This window comes from Flexivirga lutea (assembly GCF_054778955.1).
The window spans coordinates 1,057,663-1,078,757 of sequence record NZ_BAAGZB010000001.1 but is presented as its reverse complement, the minus strand read 5'-3'; the positions used below and the strand labels follow the sequence as shown (position 1 = coordinate 1,078,757).

Below are 21,095 nucleotides of genomic sequence, written 5' to 3'. Positions count from 1 at the left end.
CAGCATACGGGGCGGGCGTTGCGTGGCCCGTGCGGCGCGTCGCTAGCGAACGGAGCATTCCCTTGGCGGTCCAGTCAGTCGTGGTCATCGGTGGCGGCGTCGTCGGGGCGTCCGCCGCCTACGCGCTCGCCCGGGCCGGCACCGACGTCACTCTCGTCGATGCCGAGTACCACGGAAAGGCCACCTCGGCCGGTGCCGGCATCATCTGCCCGTGGACCTCCCATCCTGGCGACTTGGACTGGTTCCGGATCGCCGCGGTCGGTGCCGAGCATTACGCGCAGCTGCGGGAGCAGCTGGCCGAGGACGGCGAAGCCGACTTCGGCTACCGGCAGGTCGGTGCGCTGCAGCTGACGACCGACGATGAGCTCGATGCGGCGTTCGCGACGGTCCAGCAACGCACCGCCGGTCCGACGATCGCCGGAACGCCCGAGGTGCTCACCGGCTCCGCCGCCCGGGCACTGCACCCGCTACTGCAGCACGACGGACCGGTGATCCTGGTGCCGGGCGCGGCCCGGCTCGACGGCCGGCGACTGCGAGCCGCGCTCTGGGCGGCCGCGCGCAAACGCGGGGCGAAGATCGTGACCGGGCAGGCCCGGATCCTGGCGAGCGACACCGCCGACGGCGTCGAGGTGGACGGCACGGCGCTCACCGCCGATGCCGTCATCGAGGCCTCGGGGGTGTGGGCTCCGCAACTGCTGGAACCGCTGGGCCTGCGGTCACCGGTGACGGCGGTCCGCGGTCAGATCGTGCACCTGCAACTGCCGGGCGCCGCCACCGGCGACTGGCCCATGCTGCTGCCGCGGTCGGTCCACTACCTGCTCAGCTTCGCCGACCGCATCGTCGTCGGCGCCACTCGCGAGACCGGCACCGGTCTGGACCCCCGCCTGACCGCCGGCGGGTTGCACGAGGTGCTCACCGAGGCGCTGAAGGTGGCACCCGGTCTGGCGGACGCCGGCTATCTCGAGGCCCGCGTCGGGTTCCGCCCGGTCAGCCCGGACGACAAGCCGCTGCTCGGGGCCGTGCCCGAGCTACCGGGCCTGATCATCGCCAACGGCCTCGGCGCCAACGGCCTCACGATGGGGCCGTATGTCGGCCACCTCGCCGCGGGACTCGCGCTCGCCGAAGGCCGCGAACCGGGGATCGACCTGACGCCATACGACCCGTTCCGTTGAGCGCCGCTGGTCGAGTAGGACGAGCCCCTGGGCGAGTCCGTATCGAGACCCGGCGCCCTATCCCAGGATCTCGGGCAGGCGCTTCTCCACGAACGGAAGCACCTCGGCGACGCTCACGTCGCGACCGAGCTCCTCGCTGAGCGAGGTGACGCCGGCGTCCGGAATGCCGCACGGCACAATGACATTGGCCCAGGACAGGTCGCAGTCGCAGTTGAGCGCGAAGCCGTGCATGGTCACGTCCCGGCTGACCCGGATGCCGATCTGGCCGAGCTTGCGCTCGGGCTTGCCCCCGGAGGCCGGCAGCCAGACGCCGCTGCGTCCCTCGACGCGGCCGGTCTCCAGGCCGAGGTCGCCGCAGGTGTCGATCATCAGCTGCTCGAGGCGGCGGACGTGCCCGACGACGTCGACCGGGTCCGGCAGCCGCACGATCGGGTAGCCGGTCAGCTGACCGGGGCCGTGCCAGGTGATCTTCCCGCCGCGGTCGACGTCGATCACCGGAGTGCCGTCGAACGGCCGCTCGTGCGGCTCGGTGCGCTTGCCGGCGGTGTAGACGCGCTCGTGCTCCAACAGCAGCGTCGTGTCTTCCTGCTCGCCGCTGACGACGCGCGAGTGCACCTCGCGCTGCAGGTCCCAGGCGGCCCGGTAGTCGACGAAGTCCGGGTCGAACCCGACGTGTTCGATGCGCATGGCGGCAACGCTACGCCGGTCGCGGCGGCCCGGACCCGCCGCAGGGGTTACCCCGGGGTAGCCCGGCGCTGCCCTATGGTGGGTGCGGGCGATGGATCCCGCCCGGGCTGCTTCCTCCGTGTGCCGCGGGCAGCACACCCGAACCGCGACACCCGCTGATGGTTCCTACCACGTCGACACCGACGGGTAGGTCGCGCTGCCCGCCGCACCACCAGGAGGGCACGATGAGCGCCGCGCCGCCTCCCCAGCCGAGCCCCGATCGGCTGGTCGATTTCCACGCGCACCCGATCGTCGTGGGCGTCATACCGGGGCAGCCACCGCTGGTGGCCCTCACCGCCGCCACCATGGCGCGCGCCGTCGGTGCACCGGCCGTGCACTTCGGGTATGCCGACCGGTCGCGGTATGTCGTGCAGGAGCACCCTGACGGCAGTGTGCGGCACGCGCCGATCGACCCGGACGACGCCGACGAGCAATGGCGGGTGACGGCGGACACGCTCACCGAGCAGGTGCGCGGCGTCCTCGGCGACACCGTGCCGTGGAGTTTTCACTATCTCGCCGGCCGACCCGACCGGGCGCTGACCCACCTCGCGCGCGCCGTCGACGCCGCCTGCTTCGTCGTCGGCACCCGGGTCGGCAAGCACCCGATGCGGGAGTTCCTCGGCGAGTCGGTGTCCGTGCGGCTCGCCCACCACCAGCACCGGCCGGTCATCGTGGTGCCGCTGCAGATCGTCGACTGGTCGGACGGTATGCCGTGGCACTGACGCCGATCCGTCGGCGCGGTGCCGCCGTTCACGCGCACCGTGACGTCCGGCTGCTCGCAGTCGTCTTCGCCGGCGGTGCGTGCGGGACCGCCATCCGTTCGCTGCTGGAGGACGCGTTCGCCCGGCCGACGCCGTCCTGGCCGTGGACGACGTTCGGCATCAACGTGATCGGTGCCTTCGTCCTGGGCCTGTTGCTCGAGGCACTGGTGCGCAGCGGCGCGGACACCGGCCGGCGCAGGTTGGTGCGGCTGGGGATGGGGACCGGCGTGCTGGGCGGCTTCACGACCTACAGCACGTTCATGGTCGAGACCACGAAACTCCCCTGGCCTCAGGCGGTTTCGTACGTCGCGGGCTCCGTCGTGCTCGGTGCCGTGGCCGCCTGGGCGGGCATTCGTTGCGCCACGGCCGCCATACGAGGTGCGGCGCGCGTATGACGACGCTGCTGATCGCGCTGTGTGGCGGCGCGGGTGCGACCGCGCGGTTCGTGCTGGATGCCGAGGTGCGCCGGCGGTTCCGCGGCGGCTTCCCCGTCGGCACGTTCCTCATCAATGTGCTCGGGTCGTTCCTGCTCGGTGTCCTCACCGGCGCACTGACGCATCACGCGGGCTGGCTGTCGCCGACTGCGAAGGCGGCGCTCGGCACCGGCTTCTGCGGTGGCTTCACGACCTTCAGCACGGCCGCCGTCGAGACCGCGCGGCTCTGGTCGACCACGGGCCGCACCGAGGGCGTCCGGTATGCCGTCGCCACGGCAGCCGTCTCCCTGCTCGCGGCCTTCCTCGGCCTGGCGCTCGGCGCCGGCCTCTCCTGACCGAGAGGAGCACCGAACGACCGAGAGGAGTACGAAATCGGTCCGATTCCGCACTCCTCTCGGGACAGGGGTGCTCCTCTCGGTCAGCGAGGAGTCTGCTGTCAGCTCTCGATGTTCGCCATCACGTGCTTCACCCGCGTGTAGTCCTCGAAGCCGTAGAGCGACAGGTCCTTGCCGTAGCCGCTGTGCTTGAACCCGCCGTGCGGCATCTCGGCGACCAGCGGAATGTGCGTGTTGATCCACACACAGCCGAAGTCGAGCGCCTTGGAGACGCGCATCGCGCGGCCGAAGTCCTTCGTCCAGACCGAGGACGCCAAACCGTAGGGCACGTCGTTGGCCCACGCGATCGCGGCCTGCTCGTCGGTGAACCGCTGCACAGTGATCACCGGACCGAAGATCTCCTGCTGGATCGCCTCGTCGGTCTGCTGCAGGCCGGACACCACCGTCGGCTCGATGAAGAATCCGTCACCCAGTCCGCCGGCCCGGTGACCACCGGCAGCGATGGTGGCGTTGTCGGGCAGTCGGTCCAGGAAGCCGGTCACATGCTTCAGCTGGTTGGCGTTGTTGACCGGCCCGAGCAGCGCGTCCTCGCTGTCCGGCATACCGAGCTTGGCGTCGTTCTTGGCGAATTCGGCCAACGCCGCGACGAAGTCGTCGTGGATGCCGGGCGCCGCCAGCACCCGCGTCGCCGCCGTGCAGTCCTGGCCGGCGTTGAAGTAGCCCGCGGTGCCGATCCCCTCGATGGCGGCCTCGATGTCCGCGTCGTCGAAGACGATGACCGGCGCCTTGCCACCCAGCTCCAGATGCACCCGCTTGAGGTCCTTGGCCGCCGAGTCGGCGACCTGCATGCCCGCGCGCACCGAGCCGGTGATCGCGACCAGTTGCGGGGTGGGGTGCTCCACGAGCATCCGGCCGGTCTCCCGGTCACCGGTGAGCACGTTGAGCGTGCCGGCCGGCAGGAACTCCGCGGCCAGCTCGGCCAGCAACAGCGTCGTCTCCGGTGTGGTGTCGCTCGGCTTGAGCACCACGGCGTTGCCCGCGGCCAGCGCCGGAGCGATCTTCCACATCGCCATCATCATCGGGTAGTTCCATGGCGTCACCTGGCCGACGACACCGATCGGCTCACGCCGGATGAACGAGGTGTGTCCGGCCATGTATTCGCCGGCGGCCTTGCCCTCGAGCATCCGTGCCGCGCCGGCGAAGAAGCGCAACTGGTCGACCATGACCGGCACCTCCTCCGAGGCCGTCAACGCGTAGGGCTTGCCGGTGTTCTCGGCCTCGAGCTTGATGAAGTCGTCGGCGCGTGCCTCGATGGCGTCGGCGAACTTCAACAGCGCGTGCTGCCGCTCACCGGGGACCGTCTGACCCCACTCGCCGAACGCCTTCGACGCCGCACGGTATGCCGCGTCGACGTCGGCCTGGGTCGAAACAGGCGCCTTGGCAACGACTTTCGCCGTCGAGGGGTCCACGATGTCGATCGTCTCGTCAGTCTCGGCAGCGACATACTCGCCGCCAATGAAGTTGCGCAGCTCGCGCGGGCTGTCGGTCATTCAGACACTCCTTTGTGGGTGGTTTGTCAGCACTCGATCACATTCACGGCCAGGCCGCCACGAGCGGTCTCCTTGTACTTGACCGACATGTCGCGGCCGGTGTCGCGCATGGTCTTGATCGCCTTGTCCAGGCTCACGGTGTGCACTCCCGTGCCGTTGACGGCCAGCCGTGCGGCGTTGATCGCCTTGACGCTGGCGATGGCGTTGCGTTCGATGCACGGGATCTGCACCAGGCCGCCGACCGGGTCACAGGTCAGGCCGAGGTTGTGCTCGATCCCGATCTCGGCGGCGTTCTCCACCCGCGACGGCGTACCGCCCATGACCTCGGCGAGACCGCCCGCAGCCATCGCACACGCCGAGCCGACCTCACCCTGACAGCCGACCTCGGCGCCGGAGATCGAGGCGTTCTCCTTGAACATGATCCCGATCGCCGCCGCCGCCAACAGGAATCGCACGACACCGTCGTCGTCGGCATCCGGCACGAAGTTGACGTAGTAGTGCAGTACGGCGGGGATGATGCCCGCGGCCCCGTTGGTCGGCGCGGTGACGATCCGGCCGCCGGCGGCGTTCTCCTCGTTGACCGCCAGGGCGTAGAGGTTGACCCAGTCCATGACGCGCAGCGGGTCCTCGCGCAGCGCGCCCTTGGTCAGCTCCCGATGCAGCTCGGGCGCGCGGCGTGGCACCCGCAGGCCGCCGGGCAGGATGCCGTCGTGGCTGATGCCGGCCTGCACGCACTCGCGCATGACCGACCACAGGTGCAGCATCCCGGCACGAACCTCTTCCGCGGTGCGCCAGGACAGCTCGTTGCGCATCATCACCTCGGAGATGGAGCAGCCCTCGCGCTCGCACACCGCCAGCAGCTCGGCGCCGGTGGAGAAGGGCAGCTCGACGCGGGTGTCGTCCAGCACCACCCGGTCGGCGCCGGTGGCGGCCTCGTCGACGACGAAGCCGCCGCCGACCGAGTAGTAGACGTGTGAGGCGACGACCTCCCCCTGTGCGTCATACGCCTCGAACTGCATGCCGTTGGGGTGCGCGGGCAGCGACTTGCGCCGGTGCATGACCAGGTCCGTGTCCGGGTCCCAGTCGATCGGGTGGCTGCCGCGCAGCCGGAGCGTATGGCGAGCGCGGGCGTCGGCGATCCGCGCCTGCGTGGTGTCGGTGTCGACGGTCTCCGGGTCCTCGCCCTCCAGGCCCAGCACGACCGCCTTGTCGGACCCGTGACCGTGGCCGGTCGCGCCCAGCGAACCGAACAGTTGCGACTGCACCCGGACGACGTCCTGCAGCCGCCCGTCCGCCGCCAGGCCGTCGACGAAGGTCTTCGCGGCGCGCATCGGACCGACCGTGTGGGAGGACGACGGACCGATGCCGACGGAATACAGGTCGAATGCACTGAGCGCCATGGGTAAAGCATAGCCACACCGGCCCGCGAGCGACGGATTTCGAACGACATTGCTTGATCGACCACGAAACTCGTGGCATTATGGCGGCATGACCGAGACGAACCGCAGTGTGGCGCGGACCACACTCGATGACGTCTCCAAGGCGATCATCGCCCGGCTGCAGACCGACGGTCGAGTGGCCTACTCGGCGATCGCCCGCGAGATCGGGTTGTCCGAGGCAGCCGTCCGGCAGCGGGTCCAGCGCCTCCTGGACTCCGACGTGCTGCAGATCGTCGCCGTCACCGATCCGGCCCAGGTCGGGTTCGACCGGCAGGCCATGATCGGCGTGACGGTCAAGGGCGACCTGCACCCCGTGCAGCATGCGTTGAGCACACTGCCCGAAGTCGCCTACGTCGTGCTGACCGCCGGCCGTTTCGACCTGCTCGTCGAGGTGGTCTGCATCGACGACGAGCACCTGCTGGACCTGCTCACCGCCCAGATCCGCACCATCGACGGTGTCACCGAGACCGAGACCTTCGTCTATCTGAAACTCGCCAAACAACGCTACGACTGGGGAACGAGATGACAACCACTCCCGCACCAACTCCCACCACGCAGGTCGACGACGACGTCACACCGGCGGGTACGCCGCGCGCCGAGGCCGCACGCGACCACCTGTGGGGCCACTTCACCCGGCAGTCGGTCTACGAGCCCAAGGACCAGGGCGGAGCCGGTGGCGCCATACCGACGATCGTCAAGGGCGACGGCGCCTACATCTGGGACGACCACGGCCGCAAGTACCTCGACGGTCTGTCCGGGTTGTTCACCGTGCAGGTGGGCCACGGCCGCACCGAGCTGGCCGAGGCCGCTGCCGCACAGGCCAAGGAGCTGGCGTTCTTCCCGATCTGGTCCTACGCGCACAAGCCGGCGATCGACCTGGCCGAGCGCCTGGCGTCATACGCGCCCGGCAACCTCAACCGGGTCTTCTTCACCACCGGCGGCGGTGAGGCCGTGGAGTCCGCGTGGAAGCTGGCCAAGCAGTACTTCAAGCTGACCGGCAAGCCCGGCAAGCACAAGGTGATCAGCCGCGCCGTCGCCTACCACGGCACGCCACAGGGCGCGCTGTCGATCACCGGGCTGCCGCCCCTGAAGGAGATGTTCGAGCCACTGGTGCCGGGCGCGTTCAAGGTGCCCAACACCAACATCTACCGCGCCCAGCCGGAGTTGCGGGACGACCCGAAGGCCTTCGGCCGGTGGGCCGCCGACCGCATCGCCGAGGCCATCGAGTTCGAGGGCCCGGACACCGTCGCCGCGGTCTTCCTGGAGCCGGTGCAGAACGCCGGCGGTTGCTTCCCGCCGCCGCCCGGCTACTTCGAGCGGGTGCGCGAGATCTGCGACGAGTACGACGTGCTGCTGGTCTCGGACGAGACGATCTGCGCGTTCGGGCGCATCGGCGAGATCTTCGCCTGCAAGGACTTCGGCTACGAGCCGGACATCATCACCTGCGCCAAGGGTATGACGTCGGGCTACTCCCCGATCGGCGCCATGATCGCCAGCGACAAGCTCTTCGAGCCGTACAAGCACGGCACCACGATGTTCCCGCACGGTTACACCTTCGGCGGCCACCCGGTGTCCGCCGCCGTGGCGATGGCCAACCTGGACATCTTCGAGAAGGAGGGCCTGGTCCAGCACGTGCACGAGAACGCCCCGGCGTTCCGCGCGACGTTGGAGAAGCTGGGTGACCTGCCGATCGTCGGCGACGTGCGTGGCGACGGCTTCTTCTACGGCATCGAGCTGGTCAAGGACAAGGAGACCCGCGAGACGTTCTCCGACGAGGAGTCCGAGCGCGTGCTCTACGGCTTCCTGTCCAAGGCGCTGTATGACGCAGGGCTCTACTGCCGCGCCGACGACCGTGGCGACCCGGTCGTGCAGCTCGCGCCGCCGCTGATCTGCGGTCAGGCCGAGTTCGACGAGATCGAGCAGAAGCTGCGCGGCGTCCTCTCCGAGGCGTGGTCCCTGCTCTGACCCGGCGCGCTCCCGAGTGGCTCCATGGCGGTTAGGCTGCACCGCCATGGAGCCACTGCCGCAGTTCTGGCGCGTCGCACGCGCCGGCATGGTCACCGCATGGGGCTGGTCGACCCGATCGGCCGACGAGGCGCTGGCGGTCGCCGACGAACGACTTGCCCACAGTCTCAAGGCGATTCGCGCGGGACTCGCCCGCGACAAGCGCGGGTCCTACGGTTGGGCGCCGCCGCGGGAGGAGACCCTGCAGGAGATCCCGGACGCCGAGGGCGCCCTGGCGGCCATCGTCTCGCGCAACAGGTATGGCGCCGAGGTGCTCGGCACCGACCGCCTGCTCATCGCCGACGTGGATGTGCCGGCGGCACGTTCGGTCGGCGGGTCGTTGCGCAAGCTCTTCGGCGGCAGGACGTCCGCCGACGACAGCCCGAGATCCCGTGCGTTGCGCGGCATCGAGTCGTTCGCGGCGGCGCACCCGGCGCTCGGCGTGCACGTCTACGAGACGTATGGCGGCTTCCGGGTCGTGGTGACCGGAGCCGGGCTCGCACCCGATGCGCCGGAGGCCGCCGCCATGTTCGAGCAGCTCGGCACCGATGAGATCTACGGGCACCTGTGCCGCAAGTACAACACCTGTCGCGCCCGGCTGACCCCGAAGCCGTGGCGGTGCGGACTGCGCGCACCGCAGCTCCTCTGGCCGCCGACCTCCGCGGACGAAGCCGCCGCAGCAGCGCAGTGGCTGAGCCAATACCGTTCAGCATCCGCGGGATTCGCCACCTGCCGCCTGGTGACCCGTCTCGGTCCCCCGCCGGATGCCCTGGAGGCCCAGCTCATCGATCTGCACGACCGGACCACCCGCGTCGCAGAGACCCACCTGCGGCTCGCCTGACGGCCGGGGCGCACCTAGAGTCGTACCCGTGAGTAACCGTGATCACGACATCGTTCTCTTCGGCGCCACCGGCTTCGTGGGGAAGCTGACCGCCGAGCACCTCGCGCGCCATACACCCGACGGGCTGCGGATCGCGCTGGCCGGGCGTACGCGCGCCAAGGTGGAGTCCGTCCGCGACGCACTGCCCGGCGCTGCCGCGGGCTGGCCGGTGGTGGTCGCCGACGCGTCCGATCCGGCATCGTTGGAAGCACTCGCGCACAGCGCACGGGTGGTCATCAGCACCGTCGGACCGTACGCGAAGTACGGCCTCCCGCTCGTCGGGGCCTGCGCCGCGGCGGGCACCGACTACGTCGACCTGACCGGCGAGGTGCTCTTCGTCCGCGAGTCCATCGACCGCTTCCACGACCTCGCGAACAACACCGGGGCGCGCATCGTGCACTCCTGCGGATTCGACTCCGTCCCCTCCGATCTCGGTGTCCTGGCGCTGGCCGAGCAGGTGCATGCCGACGGGGCGGGCGACCTGGGCGACACCACTCTCTACATGACGATGAAGGGCGGCATCAGCGGCGGGACCATCGCCTCGGCGATGCACCAGCTCGACCAGGTGCGCTCCGACAAGGGCAAGCGGCGGGTGGCCACCGACACGTTCGGTCTCAGCCCTGATCGCGGTGCCGAGCCCAGCGGCGAGTGGCGGGACAGCGCGGAGGTCCGCTATGCGCCGGAGATCGGTGCGTGGACCGGCCCGTTCGTGATGGCGACATACAACACCCGACTCGTCCGGCGCAGCAATGCTTTGCTGCAGCACGGCTACGGCCGCGGATTCCGCTACCGCGAGGTCCAACGCACCGGACGCGGCATGCGCGGTCGTCTGCGCGGTTATGCGCTGGCCGGTGGGCTCGCCGCAGCGTTCGGCGCGATGTCGGTGCCGCTCCTGCGACCGCTCGTCGAACGAGCTCTGCCCGCGCCCGGTGACGGACCGAACGAGAAGTCCCGTGACTCCGGGCACTTCACCGCGACGTTGCGCACGACGACCACGTCCGGGGCGTCATACCAGAGCACTGTTGCGGCACAAGGGGATCCGGGTTACAAGGCCACGGCGGTGATGCTCGGTGAGAGTGCTCTGAGCCTGGCCGTCTCCCGGGACCGGTGCCCGTTGCCGGCAGGCCTGAGCGGCGGTGTGCTGACGCCCGCCACCGCGCTGGGCCGGGTCCTGATCGACCGGCTGCGCACGCACGACTTCCGGATCGAGGCCACCGCGATCCAGCGGACCGGTTCGGTCCGCTGACACTCCTAGCCTGTCCGGATGACCGACCGGATCGTGCTGCGGACCCGAGGACCACTCCGCGAGCTCAGCAGGCAGCGACTCATCGCCCAGGGCCTGGTGGCGAGTGCGCGCTCCACGGCGACGGACGTCGTGCAGCGGATGACCTGCCTGCAGGCGCAGGACCTTGCGTCGGCGCGGTCGGCGGTCGCGCTGCGCGCCGGCGGCACCGTCGGCGACGTCGACGCGGCCCTCAATGCCGGACAGATCGTCCGGTCCTGGCCGATGCGCGGAACACTGCACCTGGTGCCTGCCGAGGATCTGCGCTGGATGCTGGCGCTCAACGCGGCGCCGACGCTGCGCTCCGCCCGACGCCGGCACGAGCAGTTGCACATCACCGCCGCGGACATCGACCGTGCCGCGACCGTCAGTGCGGACGAGCTCGCCGGCGGCTCGGGCCTGACCCGCGCGCAGCTTCTCACGCGGTGGCGGGAGCACGGCATCGGCACCGACGGGCAGCGCGGCGCACATCTGTTGCAGTCGCTGTGCCTTCGCGCCCACCTGGTGCTCGGACCGATCGAGGGACGTCAGCAGCGCTTCGTGCTCTTCGACGAGTGGATCGGTGACTCCCGTCCGATCGACCGCGACCTGAACGTCGCCGAATGGGCGACCCGCTACTTCCACTCACACGGCCCGGCCACGATCGCCGACTTCCGGTGGTGGAGCGGATTGCTGCACCGCGACATCGCGCCCGTGTGGGACGCGGTCCGTGCCGGCCTGGTCGAGGTGGTGGCCGGCGACACCGCCTACTTCGCGGCTCCCGAGACCGTCGAACGCTGGCAGGCGCACCCCGGCGCGACGCTGCGCCCGATGCTGACGCCTGCCTTCGACGAGCTCCTGCTCGGGTATGCCGATCGCACGCCGACGGTCGACGAGGAGCATCTGGCGCTGGTCGTCCCCGGTGGCAACGGAATGTTCCAGGCCGTGCTGCTCGACGGTGGCGCGGCGGTGGCGACCTGGCGTCGACGACCGCAGCGGACCGGCCCGCAGCCGGTCGGCCCGACGCTCGACATCGCGGCGTTCGACGGCGCCTTGTCCGCGCGCGCCGAGCGTGCGTTGCCGGTGTTGGCACGTCGCTACCCGTTCGTGCCCTGACCGGGTGCTCTCGGCGAAGTGGGTGGGTGCTACTCGAAACTCCAGTGCACCTCGACGGTGACCGACGAGCTGTCCTGACCCTGCGCGATCGGCATCGCCGACGCGGCTTCGGCGAACATCGCGCGGCCGCGCGGGCTCGGCGGCCGGTGCATGCCGGTGACCTCGACCACGGACTGCGCGCGGCCGAGCGTGCGACCGGTGAGTCGGGCGTAGTCGGCCGCCTTGGTGTGCGCGCGCTCCACCGCTTCGTGGCGTGCTTCGGCGAGCGCCGCGTCCGTCGGCTCGCCGGACAGGGCGACGTCCTCGATGACCAGTGCCGTGCCGCAGGCATCGACGAGTTCCTCGAGCAGGCGGTCCAGCAGGCCGAGGTCGGCGACGCGTACGTGCAGCGACTGCGCGGCGTCATACCCGTGGACCTGCTCGGCCTCGTCCACCCACACCTGATGGGGCGCCACGCTGACCGCGTCGGTGCGCACGTCACCGTCGTGCACGCCGACCGCACGCAGCGCCTCGAGGGCGCGGAGGACGACCTCACCCGCCTCGCGCAGCGCCGCTCCGGGCTGCGGCTGCCGGCTCTGCACGCGCAGCCGCACCACCGCCTCACTGGTCGGCACGCGCACGGTGCCGACACCGGTCACCGTCACGCCGGTCTGTTCGTCAGCCATGCCTGCCAGTCTGCAACGCGACGCCGGTCAGCGCGAACCCCATTCCCATGACGGTCTGCTGAGCATCCCCTGTCCCTCGACGACGGTCTCACCGAGGTCCTTGACGAGCACCACCTCACCGAGACGCTGCGGATGCTGCGGACCCTGCGGACCCGCTGCGCCGTCGTCGGCGCGCAGCGCGTCGATCAACGGCTGCGAGTGCGACACCACGACGATCTGCGAGCGTCCGGCGGCCTGCCGGATCAACCGGGCGAGCGGCGGGATGAGCGACGGGTGCAGGGACGTCTCCGGCTCGTTGAGGACGAGCAGCGGCGGCGGTTCGACGGTCAGCAATGCCGTCGCCAGCAGCAGGTAGCGCAGTGTGCCGTCGGACAGCTCGGCCGCCCGGAGAGGTCGCAGCATTCCGGGCTGGACTATCGCGACGTCGAAGACGCCGTCGGCGATCAGCACCTGCGGGCGAGCGCCGTCGAACGCGTCGGCGACGGTCCGTTCCAAGTCGCCGAACCCGCTCTCCAGGATCGTCTGGACCGCGGCAGCGAGGTCCGATCCGTCGCCGGACAACACCGGGGTGCGGGTGCCGACCTGCGGTCGGCGCGCCGGTGCGCCCGCGTCGACCCGGAAACCGTCGTAGAAACGCCAGGAGCGGACCGTCGAACGCACGGCGACGACCTCCGGGGCGAGCTGCCGGTCGGCATACTCCCCCAGCACGCTGCGGTATGGCGCCAGCCCGTCGGTCACGTCGGACCAGCTGCGCCCGTCGCGCACCTGCACGGAGCCACGCACGCGTCGCACGGTCGTGGTGGCCGGCCGCATCACCGGCCCGGAGAAGATCAGCTCGCGCTTGATCTGCGGGTCACGCTGGAACGCGGTCGGCAGGCCGGTCGGTTGCGGCAGCCCGAGATCGACCAGGTAGCCGAAGTCGTCGCCGGCATACCCCATCCGCAGGCTCACCGGGCCCTTGCGGACGGTGCCCTGGACCGGTGCGCCCCGCCGGGCACCGGCGAGGGACTCCGGACCTGCCCAGAGCGCCGATTGCAGGCCACCTTCACGGGCGAGGCTGCCGACGACCTGACCTTCGCCGCACTGCGCGAGCAGCCGCAACGCCCGGTAGAGGGAGGATTTGCCGCTGCCGTTGCCGCCGGTGACGACGGTGAGCCGGCTCAGTGGCACCACGACGTCGCGCAGTGAGCGGTAGCCGCTGACGGCGAGGGTGGTGATCATGCGGCGAAGCTACCGACAGGTGGTGACAGCCTCGGTCTCGATACACCTCCCCCGCTTCGCTCGTCCGGCACTCGACCAGCGGCTACCGGTGGTCTCGATAGGCGGCTCGTCCCTCGCCGGCTACTCGACCAGCGGCAGGGAAACGACAGCCTCGGTCTCGATACGCCTCCGCTGCGCTCCCCCGGCTACTCGGGACCAGCGGCAGGTGACAGCCCACGACGGCGCAAGTGAACGACGAGCGGACGGCCGCGGAGACGACGACCGGCACAGGGAGAGGCCCCCGGCGAACTCGTTCGCCGGGGGCCTCTCCCTGTGCCGCGAGGAGTCGAAGCCAAAGGTTCAGCAGGGTCCGTGCAGGCCGAGGGCGTGACGCACCGTCTGCGGTGCGATGCCGCAGCCGACACCAGCAGTGCCGAGGTCGCGGACCGTCCAGGTGTCACCGGTCTTCTGTAGCAGCACCTGCGCCGGGTCGGTCTGGCCGTTCTTCGGGCTGGCGAGCGCGCCGGCCCAGCTGTGGTCGGCACCGGCGAACTGCACCTGGCTGACGGCCACGTTGGCCGGCTTGACCGCACCGAGATAGTCGCTGGCGAGGATCGCCCGGGTGATCTGCTGATCGGCCGACGCGGCGGTGTGGTGGGTCGCCCGGTGGACGGTGCGAGGGGTCGCCTGGTGGACGGTCGGGACCCGCACCGACGGCGCGCGATGGCCGAGTTCGAGGGCTGCTGCCTGCGTGGGTGCGACTGCTGCCGTTCCGGCGAGGAGAAGTGCTCCGATGGTGAACGTGACCGTGGTGCGCTTCATGTGACGTCCTTCCTTTCCGCGAGTGCTCTCGCGCTACCCCGAGTGTCGCCGGATGTAACTGCATCCGACGTGTGGAAGACGCCCCATTCTCGCAGCCGGTTGGGCCGGGTCGAGACCTGTGATCGGATCGTGACCTGGCAGTTCCGGCCGAGCGGGTGGGATCGAGCAGAATCGGTCAGGTGTCCACCACCGAGGTCGAATCCCTTGCAAAACTGCGGCGTTTGCTCGCCGACGGGTTATCCGTGCGCGACCTGCGACTGCAAGATCTCGACCTGACCGCGGTCGAGACGCAGTTGCTCGGCATCGACGACTTCACCGGCGTCGTGGTCCTCGGTGGTCGGATGAACGACACGCTGCATCGGCACCTGCGGCTGCACGGCGCGCTGGTCTTCCCGGCGGACCCGGGCGTCCCCTTCGACCCCTGGCGGTCGCGTCTCTACCGGCCGCGTGAGCTGTATGCCGGTCTGCGCGAGAACGGGTATGCCGCCACGCCGGACGCACGCACCTACCGCTGGTCGCTCAGCCCCGAGAAGGACGTCTACTCCTCGCTGCTGCGCGCCATCCACGACGACAGTGTGGGAGACGCGCTGAACGAGTTCGTCGCCGGCCGGACGGTGGTCGGTGTCATGGGTGGCCATGCCGTCGGCCGCGGTTCGGCCGACTACACGGCCGCCGCCCGGCTGGGCCATGAGCTGGCCATGGGTGGCGCGATCGTGGCGACCGGTGGCGGCCCGGGCGCCATGGAGGCCGCGAACCTCGGCGCCCTGTGCACCGACGCGGCACAGGTGGAGCCCGCCGTCGCGCGGCTGGCGCAGGTGCCGTCGTTCCGCCCGGACATCACGGCGTGGGCCCGGGTGGCGTTCGAGGTGCGAGAGCAGGTCGCCGAGGACACCGGCACCCCGCGCAGCCTCGGCATCCCGACCTGGTTCTACGGACACGAGCCGCCCAATGCGTTCGGCAACCGGACGGCGAAGTTCTTCTCCAACGCGTTGCGCGAGGACATCCTGCTGCGGGTCTGCAACGGCGGCATCATCGTGCTGCCGGGCGCCGCCGGGACCGTCCAGGAGATCTTCCAGGTGGCCACGGCGCTCTACTACCCGCCGGCCGACGGCCCGCTTCCACCGCTCGTGCTGGTCGGCGAGCGTTACTGGAGGGAGCAGTTGCCGGTCTGGAACGTGCTGCAGGCCTTGGCCGCCGGGCGGCCGATGGCGGGCGCCCTACACCTGGTCGGCGATGTGGACGCGGCGTGCAGCACAATTGCTCGCATAGCTGATGCACAGCAACCGCATCACGGACCGACGGAAGGCGGCAGACGCAGGTGACCGAGTCGCGCGAACACCCGGCGGAGAGTTTCTCGCCGTTCGCGACCTCCGTGCTGCGGGCGGCCGATCGGCGGCTGCGGTTCTGCGACCGCGGCGACATGATGACCCGGTATGCCGCCTGCCGCGCGGCGATGTGCGCGCTGACCGAGCTGGACACGTTCTACGTCGGGCACTACATCGGTCCGACCACCTTGTCGATCCCCTATTGCGTTGACAACAAACAGTTCCTGAGCGCGGACGTGCAACAGTTCGGGCCCAACGGACTGTCGGAGTACATCCGCTCGACCGGACGGGTCTACCGCTATCGGCAGGACGACGGCCGCCGCGCCCGGATGGGCTGGAGCGACGACTACGGGCCGGTCCTGGACGTGCTGGTGGTGCCGTTGCGCCAGCACGACACCGGCGAGGTCATCGGCCTGATGGCGATCGAGCATTCCGTGCCCGACACCTTCGACGACGAGACCGTGCGCGCCATGACCTGGCTCGGCAAGGCGCTGGTGTGGGAGATGAGCCAGGACCGCAGCTTCGCCGACGACCTGGGCCTCTACGAGCTCTACCCCGAGCTGGACAGCAACCAGCCGCGCGACCACACCGAGATGCTGCGCACGATGACCGCCGAGCTGGAGCGGATGCGCCTGGCACTGCACGCGATCCGGCTGCCGGACGACGACGGCCTGGCCGAGCAGCGCCGGTCGCTGGACGAGGCGCGGATCGCCGGTGAGCGACTGCACCTGCGGCTGGCCGAAGCGCTGCAGACCGCCCGCGTGGAGCAGGCGACGCCGCAGGACATCACCGCGGGGCTGACCACTCGGGAGTTGGAGATCGCGATGCTCATCGCGGTCGACGGGCTGTCCAACCGCCAGTTGGCCGACCGGCTCTACATCTCGGAGAAGACCGTCAAGGTCCACGTCGGCAACGTGCTGCGCAAGTTGGGCATCTCGCAGCGGTCGGCCATCCCCTACGTCATCGGCGAGATCCACCCGGCGGCGCGGCTCAAGGAGCCGTAGCCGGCACTTTCGGCTCCGTCTCGGCCGCACCGGGCAGCGCGGGGCGGCGCGTGAGCCACCGCCGTCGCACGAGCGCGAGGACGCCGTGGCGCAGCCAGGCGGCCGCGACCAGGATCGCGATGGCGACGATGCCGTCCAGCCACCAGTGGTTCGCGGTCGCGACGACCACGAACACGGTCACCACGAAGTGCAGCGGGCCGATCCAGCGCCAGTGCGAGGTGCTGACCCGCCAGCTGTACCAACCGATCACGGCCGCGAAGAGCACGTGCACCGACGGCATGGCACCGAAGTTGTCGACCGAGAAACCGGCGTTGTAGACCGACTGCCCGTAGAACTCGGCGGTGTCGACATACCCGGGCAGCAATCGGGGCGGCGCGACGGCGAGGAATTGCACGAAGAAACAGCCGAGCGTGCTCAGGGCGAGGGTGGTGCGCACCGCCGGGTAGTCGTCGCGGTGCCGGAAGTACAGCCAGATCAGGAAGAGGCCCATGCCGGTGAAGTGCATGCTGGCGTAGAAGAGGTTGGCCAGTCGCACGATCGTCTCGTGCCCCAGGATCAGGTCCTGGACGCTGCGTTCGTCCGGGAAGAACAGCGCGGACTGGGCCCGCTCGATCCAGTGCGCACGACCGATCGCGTCACCGCCGTCACTGGAGGTGACCCGCTGCAGGATCTGCCAGCAGGCGAAGAGGAACGCGATGATCGCTCCCTCCCGGCAGAAGGTGGCCACCCCGGGCCGACGCCGCCGCAGCAGAGGCCACAGCAGGCCGAGCACCACGCCGACGCCGAGTGCCTGCTGCCAGCTCAGCATCAGGTTGGGCATGGGGACCGCCGGCGCCGGATCACGCTGTCGATGCTGCGAGTTGGCCGCACGCCCCGTCGATGTCGGATCCGCGGGTGTCGCGGATCGTCGTCGGTATGCCGTGCGCGCGCAGCCGCTCGACGAACTGCTGCTCGACACCCTTGCGGGAGGCGGTCCACTTCGAGCCCGGCGTCGGGTTCAGCGGGATCGGGTTGACGTGCACCCAGCCCTTGCCGCGCGACCGCAGCTTCTCACCGAGCAGGTCGGCCCGCCACGCGTGGTCGTTCATGTCCTTGATGAGGGCATACTCGATCGATACGCGCCGACCGGTCGTCTCGTAGTAGCGGTATGCCGCATCGAGCGCCTCATCGACCGTCCACCGGGTGTTGATCGGGACCAGCTCGTTGCGCAGTTCGTCGTCCGGTGCGTGCAGCGACAACGCCAGCGTGACCGGAATCCCCTCTGCGGCGAGCTTGTCGATCGCCGGGACCAGACCCACGGTCGACATGGTCACGTGCCGGGCCGACATACCGAGGCCGGCCGGCGCCGGGTCGACGAGACGATGGATGGCGTTGACGACCTGCCGGTAGTTGGCCAGCGCCTCCCCCATCCCCATGAAGACGACGTTGGACACGCGCAGCGGCGCCTCCCGGGACTCCTGTCGTGACTGCTCGTCGCCACCGGCGACGGCACCGGCGCGCAGCATCCGGGCACCGGCCACGACCTGCTCGACGATCTCGGCGGTCGTCAGGTTGCGAGTCAGGCCCTCCTGGCCGGTGGCGCAGAACGGGCAGTTCATCCCGCACCCGGCCTGGCTGGAGATGCACATCGTCACCCGGCCCGGGTAACGCATCAGCACCGACTCCACCAGCGCACCGTCGAACAGCCGCCACACCTGTTTGACGGTGCGACCGTCGTCGGCGGTGAGCGAACGGACCGGCGTCAGCAGCGTGGGGAGCATCGCCTCGACCAGGTCGGTGCGGCCCGCCGCGGGCAGGTCGGTCATCTGCGCCGGGTCGCTGACGAAGTGCTCGAAGTAGTGCGTCGACAGTTGCTTGGCGCGGAACCCCTTGTGTCCCAGCGATTCGACGGCCTCCTTGCGGCCCGCCTCGTCGAAATCGGCCAGGTGCTGCGGCGGTTTGCCACGGCGCGGCGCGGTGAAGGTCAGTTGACCGGGCACCGGCTTGCGGGTGCTCGGGGTGGGCAGGTCGTCGGTCATGTCAGGTCACATCACTTCACGGCGACGAGAGGGGTCAACACGGCCCAGGCGACCGGAACGACGACCAGCAGGGAGTCCAGCCGGTCCATCAGGCCGCCGTGGCCGGGGATCAGATTGCTCATGTCCTTGATGCCGAGGTCGCGCTTGATCATCGACTCGCACAGGTCGCCGACGGTCGCCGCAACCACCGCGAGCGCACCCAGCAGCGCGCCGACCCACCACCGTCCGTCCAGGATCAGCGCCACACCCAGGCTGCCACCCACCACGCACGCGGTCACCGAACCGGCGAAACCCTCCCAGGACTTCTTCGGCGAGACGCTCGGTGCCATCGGGTGTTTTCCGGCGACCACCCCGACGATGTAGCCGCCGATGTCACTGCAGATGGTCACCAGGATGAAGACGACGATGCGCTGGGGCCCGTCGTCCGGCGCCAGCAGCAGCATCGCGAAGCCGACGAGCGCGGGCACGTAGAGCGTCACCAGGGCACCGCCGGCGATGTCACGCGGCATGCCGTCGACGTGGCCCAGCGCCCGCCATACGACGATGACCAGGACGGCCACGACGGCGGCGAACGCGAGCGCGGTGGCGCCCCACAGGTAGGCGACCAGCGGCACCACCGCTGCCGCGACGAGTGTGGGGATCACCGGCGGGTGCAGCTCACCGTGCGCCATCGCGCGCAGCATCTCCATGCAACCGATGACCGCGGCGGCCATCGCGACGCCGACGAAGATCTCCTTCTGGACGAAGAGGCTGAGCACCACGATGAGCCCGAGCAGCACACCGACCCCGATCGCGGCATAGAGGTTGCGGCCGGCGCGCGGCGTCGGGTTGTGGGCGGCGGGGGCGCCGGCGGCCGGTGTGGGCTCGCTGCGCGCTTCCCGGGCAGCCCGGCGTGAACTGGGCTCAGACATCTCGTGTGCTCTCGTGGGGACGAGCGACCTCAGACCTCGAGGAGCTCGGCCTCCTTGCCCTTCAGCAGCTCGTCGACGGCGTCGACGTGCTTCTTGGTCGTCGACTCCAGCTCCTTCTCGTGACGGGAGCCCTCGTCCTCGCCGATGTCGCCGTCCTTGACCGCGCGGTCGATGTCCTCCTTGGCCTTGCGGCGGACGTTGCGGATCGACACCTTGGCGTCCTCGCCCTTGGTCCGGGCGAGCTTGATGTAGTCGCGGCGGCGCTCCTCGGTCAGCGCCGGCAGCACGATCCGGATGACGTTGCCGTCGTTGCTGGGGTTGACGCCCAGGTCGCTCTCGCGCAGCGCCTTCTCGATGCCGGTCATGGCGCCCTTGTCGAACGGGGTGATCAGCACGGTGCGTGCCTCGGGCGTCTGGAAGGACGCCAGCTGCTGCAGCGGGGTCGGCGCACCGTAGTAGTCGACGGTCAGCTTGTTGAACATCGCGGCGTTGGCGCGGCCGGTGCGGATGGAGGCGAAGTCCTCCTTGGCGACCTCGATCGCCTTCTCCATCTTCTCCTCGGCCTCGAGCAGGCTGTCGTCGATGCTGCCGTCCATGGTGGGTGACCTCTTCTGGGAGTCAGTGAAACGAGTGAATGGGTATGTCGTGCCGAGTCTATTCAGGCACTGACCAGTGTCCCGATCTTCTCACCCTGCAGCGCGCGGGTGATGTTGCCCGGGCCCTCCATGCCGAAGACGCGCATCGGCAGATCGTTGTCCATGCAGAGGCTGAAGGCGGCGGCGTCGACGATCCGCAGGTTCTTGGCCAGGGCGTCGGAATAGGTCACGCTCTCCAGCTTGGTGGCGGTCGGGTCGACCTTCGGGTCGGCCGTGTAGACGCCGTCCACGCCGTTCTTGGCGATGAGCACCATGTCGCAGCGGATCTCCAGGGCGCGCTGGGCGCTGACGGTGTCGGTGGAGAAGAACGGCATACCGGCGCCGGCGCCGAAGATGACGACCCGGCCCTTCTCCAGGTGCCGCATCGCCCGGCGTGGGATGTAGGGCTCGGCGACCTGGCCCATGGTGATGGCGGTCTGCACGCGGGTGTCGATGTCCTCCTTCTCCAGGAAGTCCTGCAGCGCCAGGCAGTTCATGACCGTGCCGAGCATGCCCATGTAGTCGGCGCGGGTGCGGTCCATGCCACGCTGCTGCAGCTCGGCACCGCGGAAGAAGTTGCCGCCGCCGACCACGATCGCGATCTGCACACCGCTGCGGGCGGCGGCCGCGATCTGCTCGGCGACACCGCGGACCACCTCGGGGTCCAGTCCGATCTTGCCGCCACCGAAGACTTCTCCGGAGAGTTTGAGCAGGACCCGCTGCGGGGCTTCGGAGTGGACGGACGGGTCGGTCATCGGCGCAGCCTCCGGGCAGAACAGGTGTAGCGGTCGATAGATCCTGCCACAGAACCACCGTCCGCCTGATGACCGGGCAGTC

At 70.0% G+C, this 21,095-nt stretch carries 22 protein-coding genes and 1 riboswitch; of the genes, 11 read left to right on the top strand and 11 right to left on the bottom strand.

Features of this window, described 5'->3' with window-relative positions:
- Positions 1–62 precede the first annotated feature (62 nt).
- Positions 63–1,172: an NAD(P)/FAD-dependent oxidoreductase gene (locus ACYVBN_RS05020; RefSeq protein WP_460599548.1), complete on the top strand. Its 1,110-nt coding sequence runs from the start codon at positions 63–65 to the stop codon at positions 1,170–1,172.
- A 57-nt stretch (positions 1,173–1,229) separates the two neighbouring features.
- Here ACYVBN_RS05020 and lipB read toward each other — a convergent pair whose 3' ends face one another.
- Positions 1,230–1,952, bottom strand: a complete 723-nt coding sequence (lipB, locus tag ACYVBN_RS05015) for a lipoyl(octanoyl) transferase LipB (RefSeq protein ID WP_440281848.1) — start codon at positions 1,950–1,952, stop codon at positions 1,230–1,232.
- A riboswitch (Fluoride riboswitch) is annotated at positions 1,938–2,034 on the top strand. It overlaps the preceding gene by 15 nt.
- 49 nt (positions 2,035–2,083) lie before the next feature.
- Between lipB and ACYVBN_RS05010 the strand changes: the two genes are divergently transcribed.
- From ACYVBN_RS05010 to ACYVBN_RS05000, 3 genes are read left to right on the top strand one after another with little or no spacing between them, the layout of a single operon-like run.
- A complete protein-coding gene (locus ACYVBN_RS05010) occupies positions 2,084–2,620 on the top strand; it encodes a universal stress protein (RefSeq protein ID WP_440281838.1) in 537 nt (178 codons plus the stop codon).
- Positions 2,611–3,054 (top strand): fluoride efflux transporter FluC, encoded by a 444-nt coding sequence (locus ACYVBN_RS05005; RefSeq protein WP_460599547.1) that lies wholly within the window; start codon positions 2,611–2,613, stop codon positions 3,052–3,054. The genes ACYVBN_RS05010 and ACYVBN_RS05005 overlap by 10 nt, the downstream gene beginning before the upstream one ends.
- Positions 3,051–3,428, top strand: coding sequence for a fluoride efflux transporter FluC (locus ACYVBN_RS05000; RefSeq protein ID WP_460599546.1), 378 nt, complete (start codon positions 3,051–3,053; stop codon positions 3,426–3,428). Before ACYVBN_RS05005 ends, ACYVBN_RS05000 begins: the two co-directional genes overlap by 4 nt.
- 101 nt (positions 3,429–3,529) lie before the next feature.
- On the opposite strand, the gene ACYVBN_RS04995 is transcribed toward ACYVBN_RS05000, so the two are convergent.
- Together ACYVBN_RS04995 and ACYVBN_RS04990 are read right to left on the bottom strand one after the other, a co-directional pair.
- Positions 3,530–4,978, bottom strand: a complete 1,449-nt coding sequence (locus tag ACYVBN_RS04995) for a gamma-aminobutyraldehyde dehydrogenase (RefSeq protein WP_440281835.1) — start codon at positions 4,976–4,978, stop codon at positions 3,530–3,532.
- A 26-nt stretch (positions 4,979–5,004) separates the two neighbouring features.
- A complete protein-coding gene (locus ACYVBN_RS04990; protein ID WP_460599545.1) occupies positions 5,005–6,378 on the bottom strand; it encodes an L-serine ammonia-lyase in 1,374 nt (457 codons plus the stop codon).
- Between the two features lie 88 nt (positions 6,379–6,466).
- Here ACYVBN_RS04990 and ACYVBN_RS04985 point away from each other — a divergent pair, with 88 nt between their 5' ends.
- From ACYVBN_RS04985 to ACYVBN_RS04965, 5 genes are read left to right on the top strand one after another with little or no spacing between them, the layout of a single operon-like run.
- A complete protein-coding gene (locus ACYVBN_RS04985; RefSeq protein ID WP_460599544.1) occupies positions 6,467–6,943 on the top strand; it encodes an Lrp/AsnC family transcriptional regulator in 477 nt (158 codons plus the stop codon).
- The gene (locus ACYVBN_RS04980; RefSeq protein WP_460599543.1) at positions 6,940–8,382 is read left to right on the top strand and encodes an aspartate aminotransferase family protein; all 1,443 of its coding nucleotides are present in this window, start codon (positions 6,940–6,942) and stop codon (positions 8,380–8,382) included. Before ACYVBN_RS04985 ends, ACYVBN_RS04980 begins: the two co-directional genes overlap by 4 nt.
- A gap of 46 nt (positions 8,383–8,428) precedes the next feature.
- Positions 8,429–9,262 (top strand): hypothetical protein, encoded by an 834-nt coding sequence (locus ACYVBN_RS04975; protein ID WP_460599542.1) that lies wholly within the window; start codon positions 8,429–8,431, stop codon positions 9,260–9,262.
- Positions 9,263–9,290: 28 nt separating this feature from the next.
- A complete protein-coding gene (locus ACYVBN_RS04970; RefSeq protein WP_460599541.1) occupies positions 9,291–10,547 on the top strand; it encodes a saccharopine dehydrogenase family protein in 1,257 nt (418 codons plus the stop codon).
- Between the two features lie 18 nt (positions 10,548–10,565).
- Positions 10,566–11,678, top strand: coding sequence for a winged helix DNA-binding domain-containing protein (locus ACYVBN_RS04965; protein ID WP_460599540.1), 1,113 nt, complete (start codon positions 10,566–10,568; stop codon positions 11,676–11,678).
- 29 nt (positions 11,679–11,707) lie between these two features.
- Here the strand turns inward: ACYVBN_RS04965 and ACYVBN_RS04960 are convergent, their stop codons facing one another.
- From ACYVBN_RS04960 to ACYVBN_RS04950, 3 genes are all read right to left on the bottom strand, one after another.
- A complete protein-coding gene (locus ACYVBN_RS04960; protein WP_460599539.1) occupies positions 11,708–12,343 on the bottom strand; it encodes an SIMPL domain-containing protein in 636 nt (211 codons plus the stop codon).
- A 27-nt stretch (positions 12,344–12,370) separates the two neighbouring features.
- Positions 12,371–13,564, bottom strand: a complete 1,194-nt coding sequence (locus ACYVBN_RS04955; protein WP_460599538.1) for an AAA family ATPase — start codon at positions 13,562–13,564, stop codon at positions 12,371–12,373.
- 339 nt (positions 13,565–13,903) lie between these two features.
- Positions 13,904–14,365 (bottom strand): hypothetical protein, encoded by a 462-nt coding sequence (locus ACYVBN_RS04950; RefSeq protein WP_460599537.1) that lies wholly within the window; start codon positions 14,363–14,365, stop codon positions 13,904–13,906.
- A gap of 179 nt (positions 14,366–14,544) precedes the next feature.
- On the opposite strand from ACYVBN_RS04950, the gene ACYVBN_RS04945 reads away from it, so the two are divergent.
- Both ACYVBN_RS04945 and ACYVBN_RS04940 read left to right on the top strand, forming a co-directional pair.
- Positions 14,545–15,687: an LOG family protein gene (locus ACYVBN_RS04945; protein ID WP_460599536.1), complete on the top strand. Its 1,143-nt coding sequence runs from the start codon at positions 14,545–14,547 to the stop codon at positions 15,685–15,687.
- Positions 15,684–16,694 carry a helix-turn-helix transcriptional regulator gene (locus tag ACYVBN_RS04940; RefSeq protein ID WP_460599535.1) on the top strand — a complete coding sequence of 337 codons (1,011 nt, stop codon included), beginning with the start codon at positions 15,684–15,686 and terminating at the stop codon, positions 16,692–16,694. Before ACYVBN_RS04945 ends, ACYVBN_RS04940 begins: the two co-directional genes overlap by 4 nt.
- On the opposite strand, the gene ACYVBN_RS04935 is transcribed toward ACYVBN_RS04940, so the two are convergent.
- From ACYVBN_RS04935 to pyrH, 5 genes are all read right to left on the bottom strand, one after another.
- A complete protein-coding gene (locus tag ACYVBN_RS04935) occupies positions 16,681–17,514 on the bottom strand; it encodes a phosphatase PAP2 family protein (protein WP_460599534.1) in 834 nt (277 codons plus the stop codon). The two genes, ACYVBN_RS04940 and ACYVBN_RS04935, sit on opposite strands and share 14 nt — an antisense overlap.
- A 19-nt stretch (positions 17,515–17,533) precedes the next feature.
- Positions 17,534–18,712: a 23S rRNA (adenine(2503)-C(2))-methyltransferase RlmN gene (rlmN, locus tag ACYVBN_RS04930; RefSeq protein WP_460599533.1), complete on the bottom strand. Its 1,179-nt coding sequence runs from the start codon at positions 18,710–18,712 to the stop codon at positions 17,534–17,536.
- A gap of 11 nt (positions 18,713–18,723) precedes the next feature.
- Positions 18,724–19,623 carry a phosphatidate cytidylyltransferase gene (locus ACYVBN_RS04925; RefSeq protein WP_460599532.1) on the bottom strand — a complete coding sequence of 300 codons (900 nt, stop codon included), beginning with the start codon at positions 19,621–19,623 and terminating at the stop codon, positions 18,724–18,726.
- 29 nt (positions 19,624–19,652) lie between these two features.
- Complete coding sequence (gene frr / locus ACYVBN_RS04920; RefSeq protein WP_440282509.1) at positions 19,653–20,219, bottom strand: ribosome recycling factor; 567 nt, start codon at positions 20,217–20,219, stop codon at positions 19,653–19,655.
- A 62-nt stretch (positions 20,220–20,281) separates the two neighbouring features.
- Complete coding sequence (gene pyrH / locus ACYVBN_RS04915) at positions 20,282–21,013, bottom strand: UMP kinase (protein ID WP_440282508.1); 732 nt, start codon at positions 21,011–21,013, stop codon at positions 20,282–20,284.
- Between the last annotated feature and the right edge of the window lie 82 nt (positions 21,014–21,095).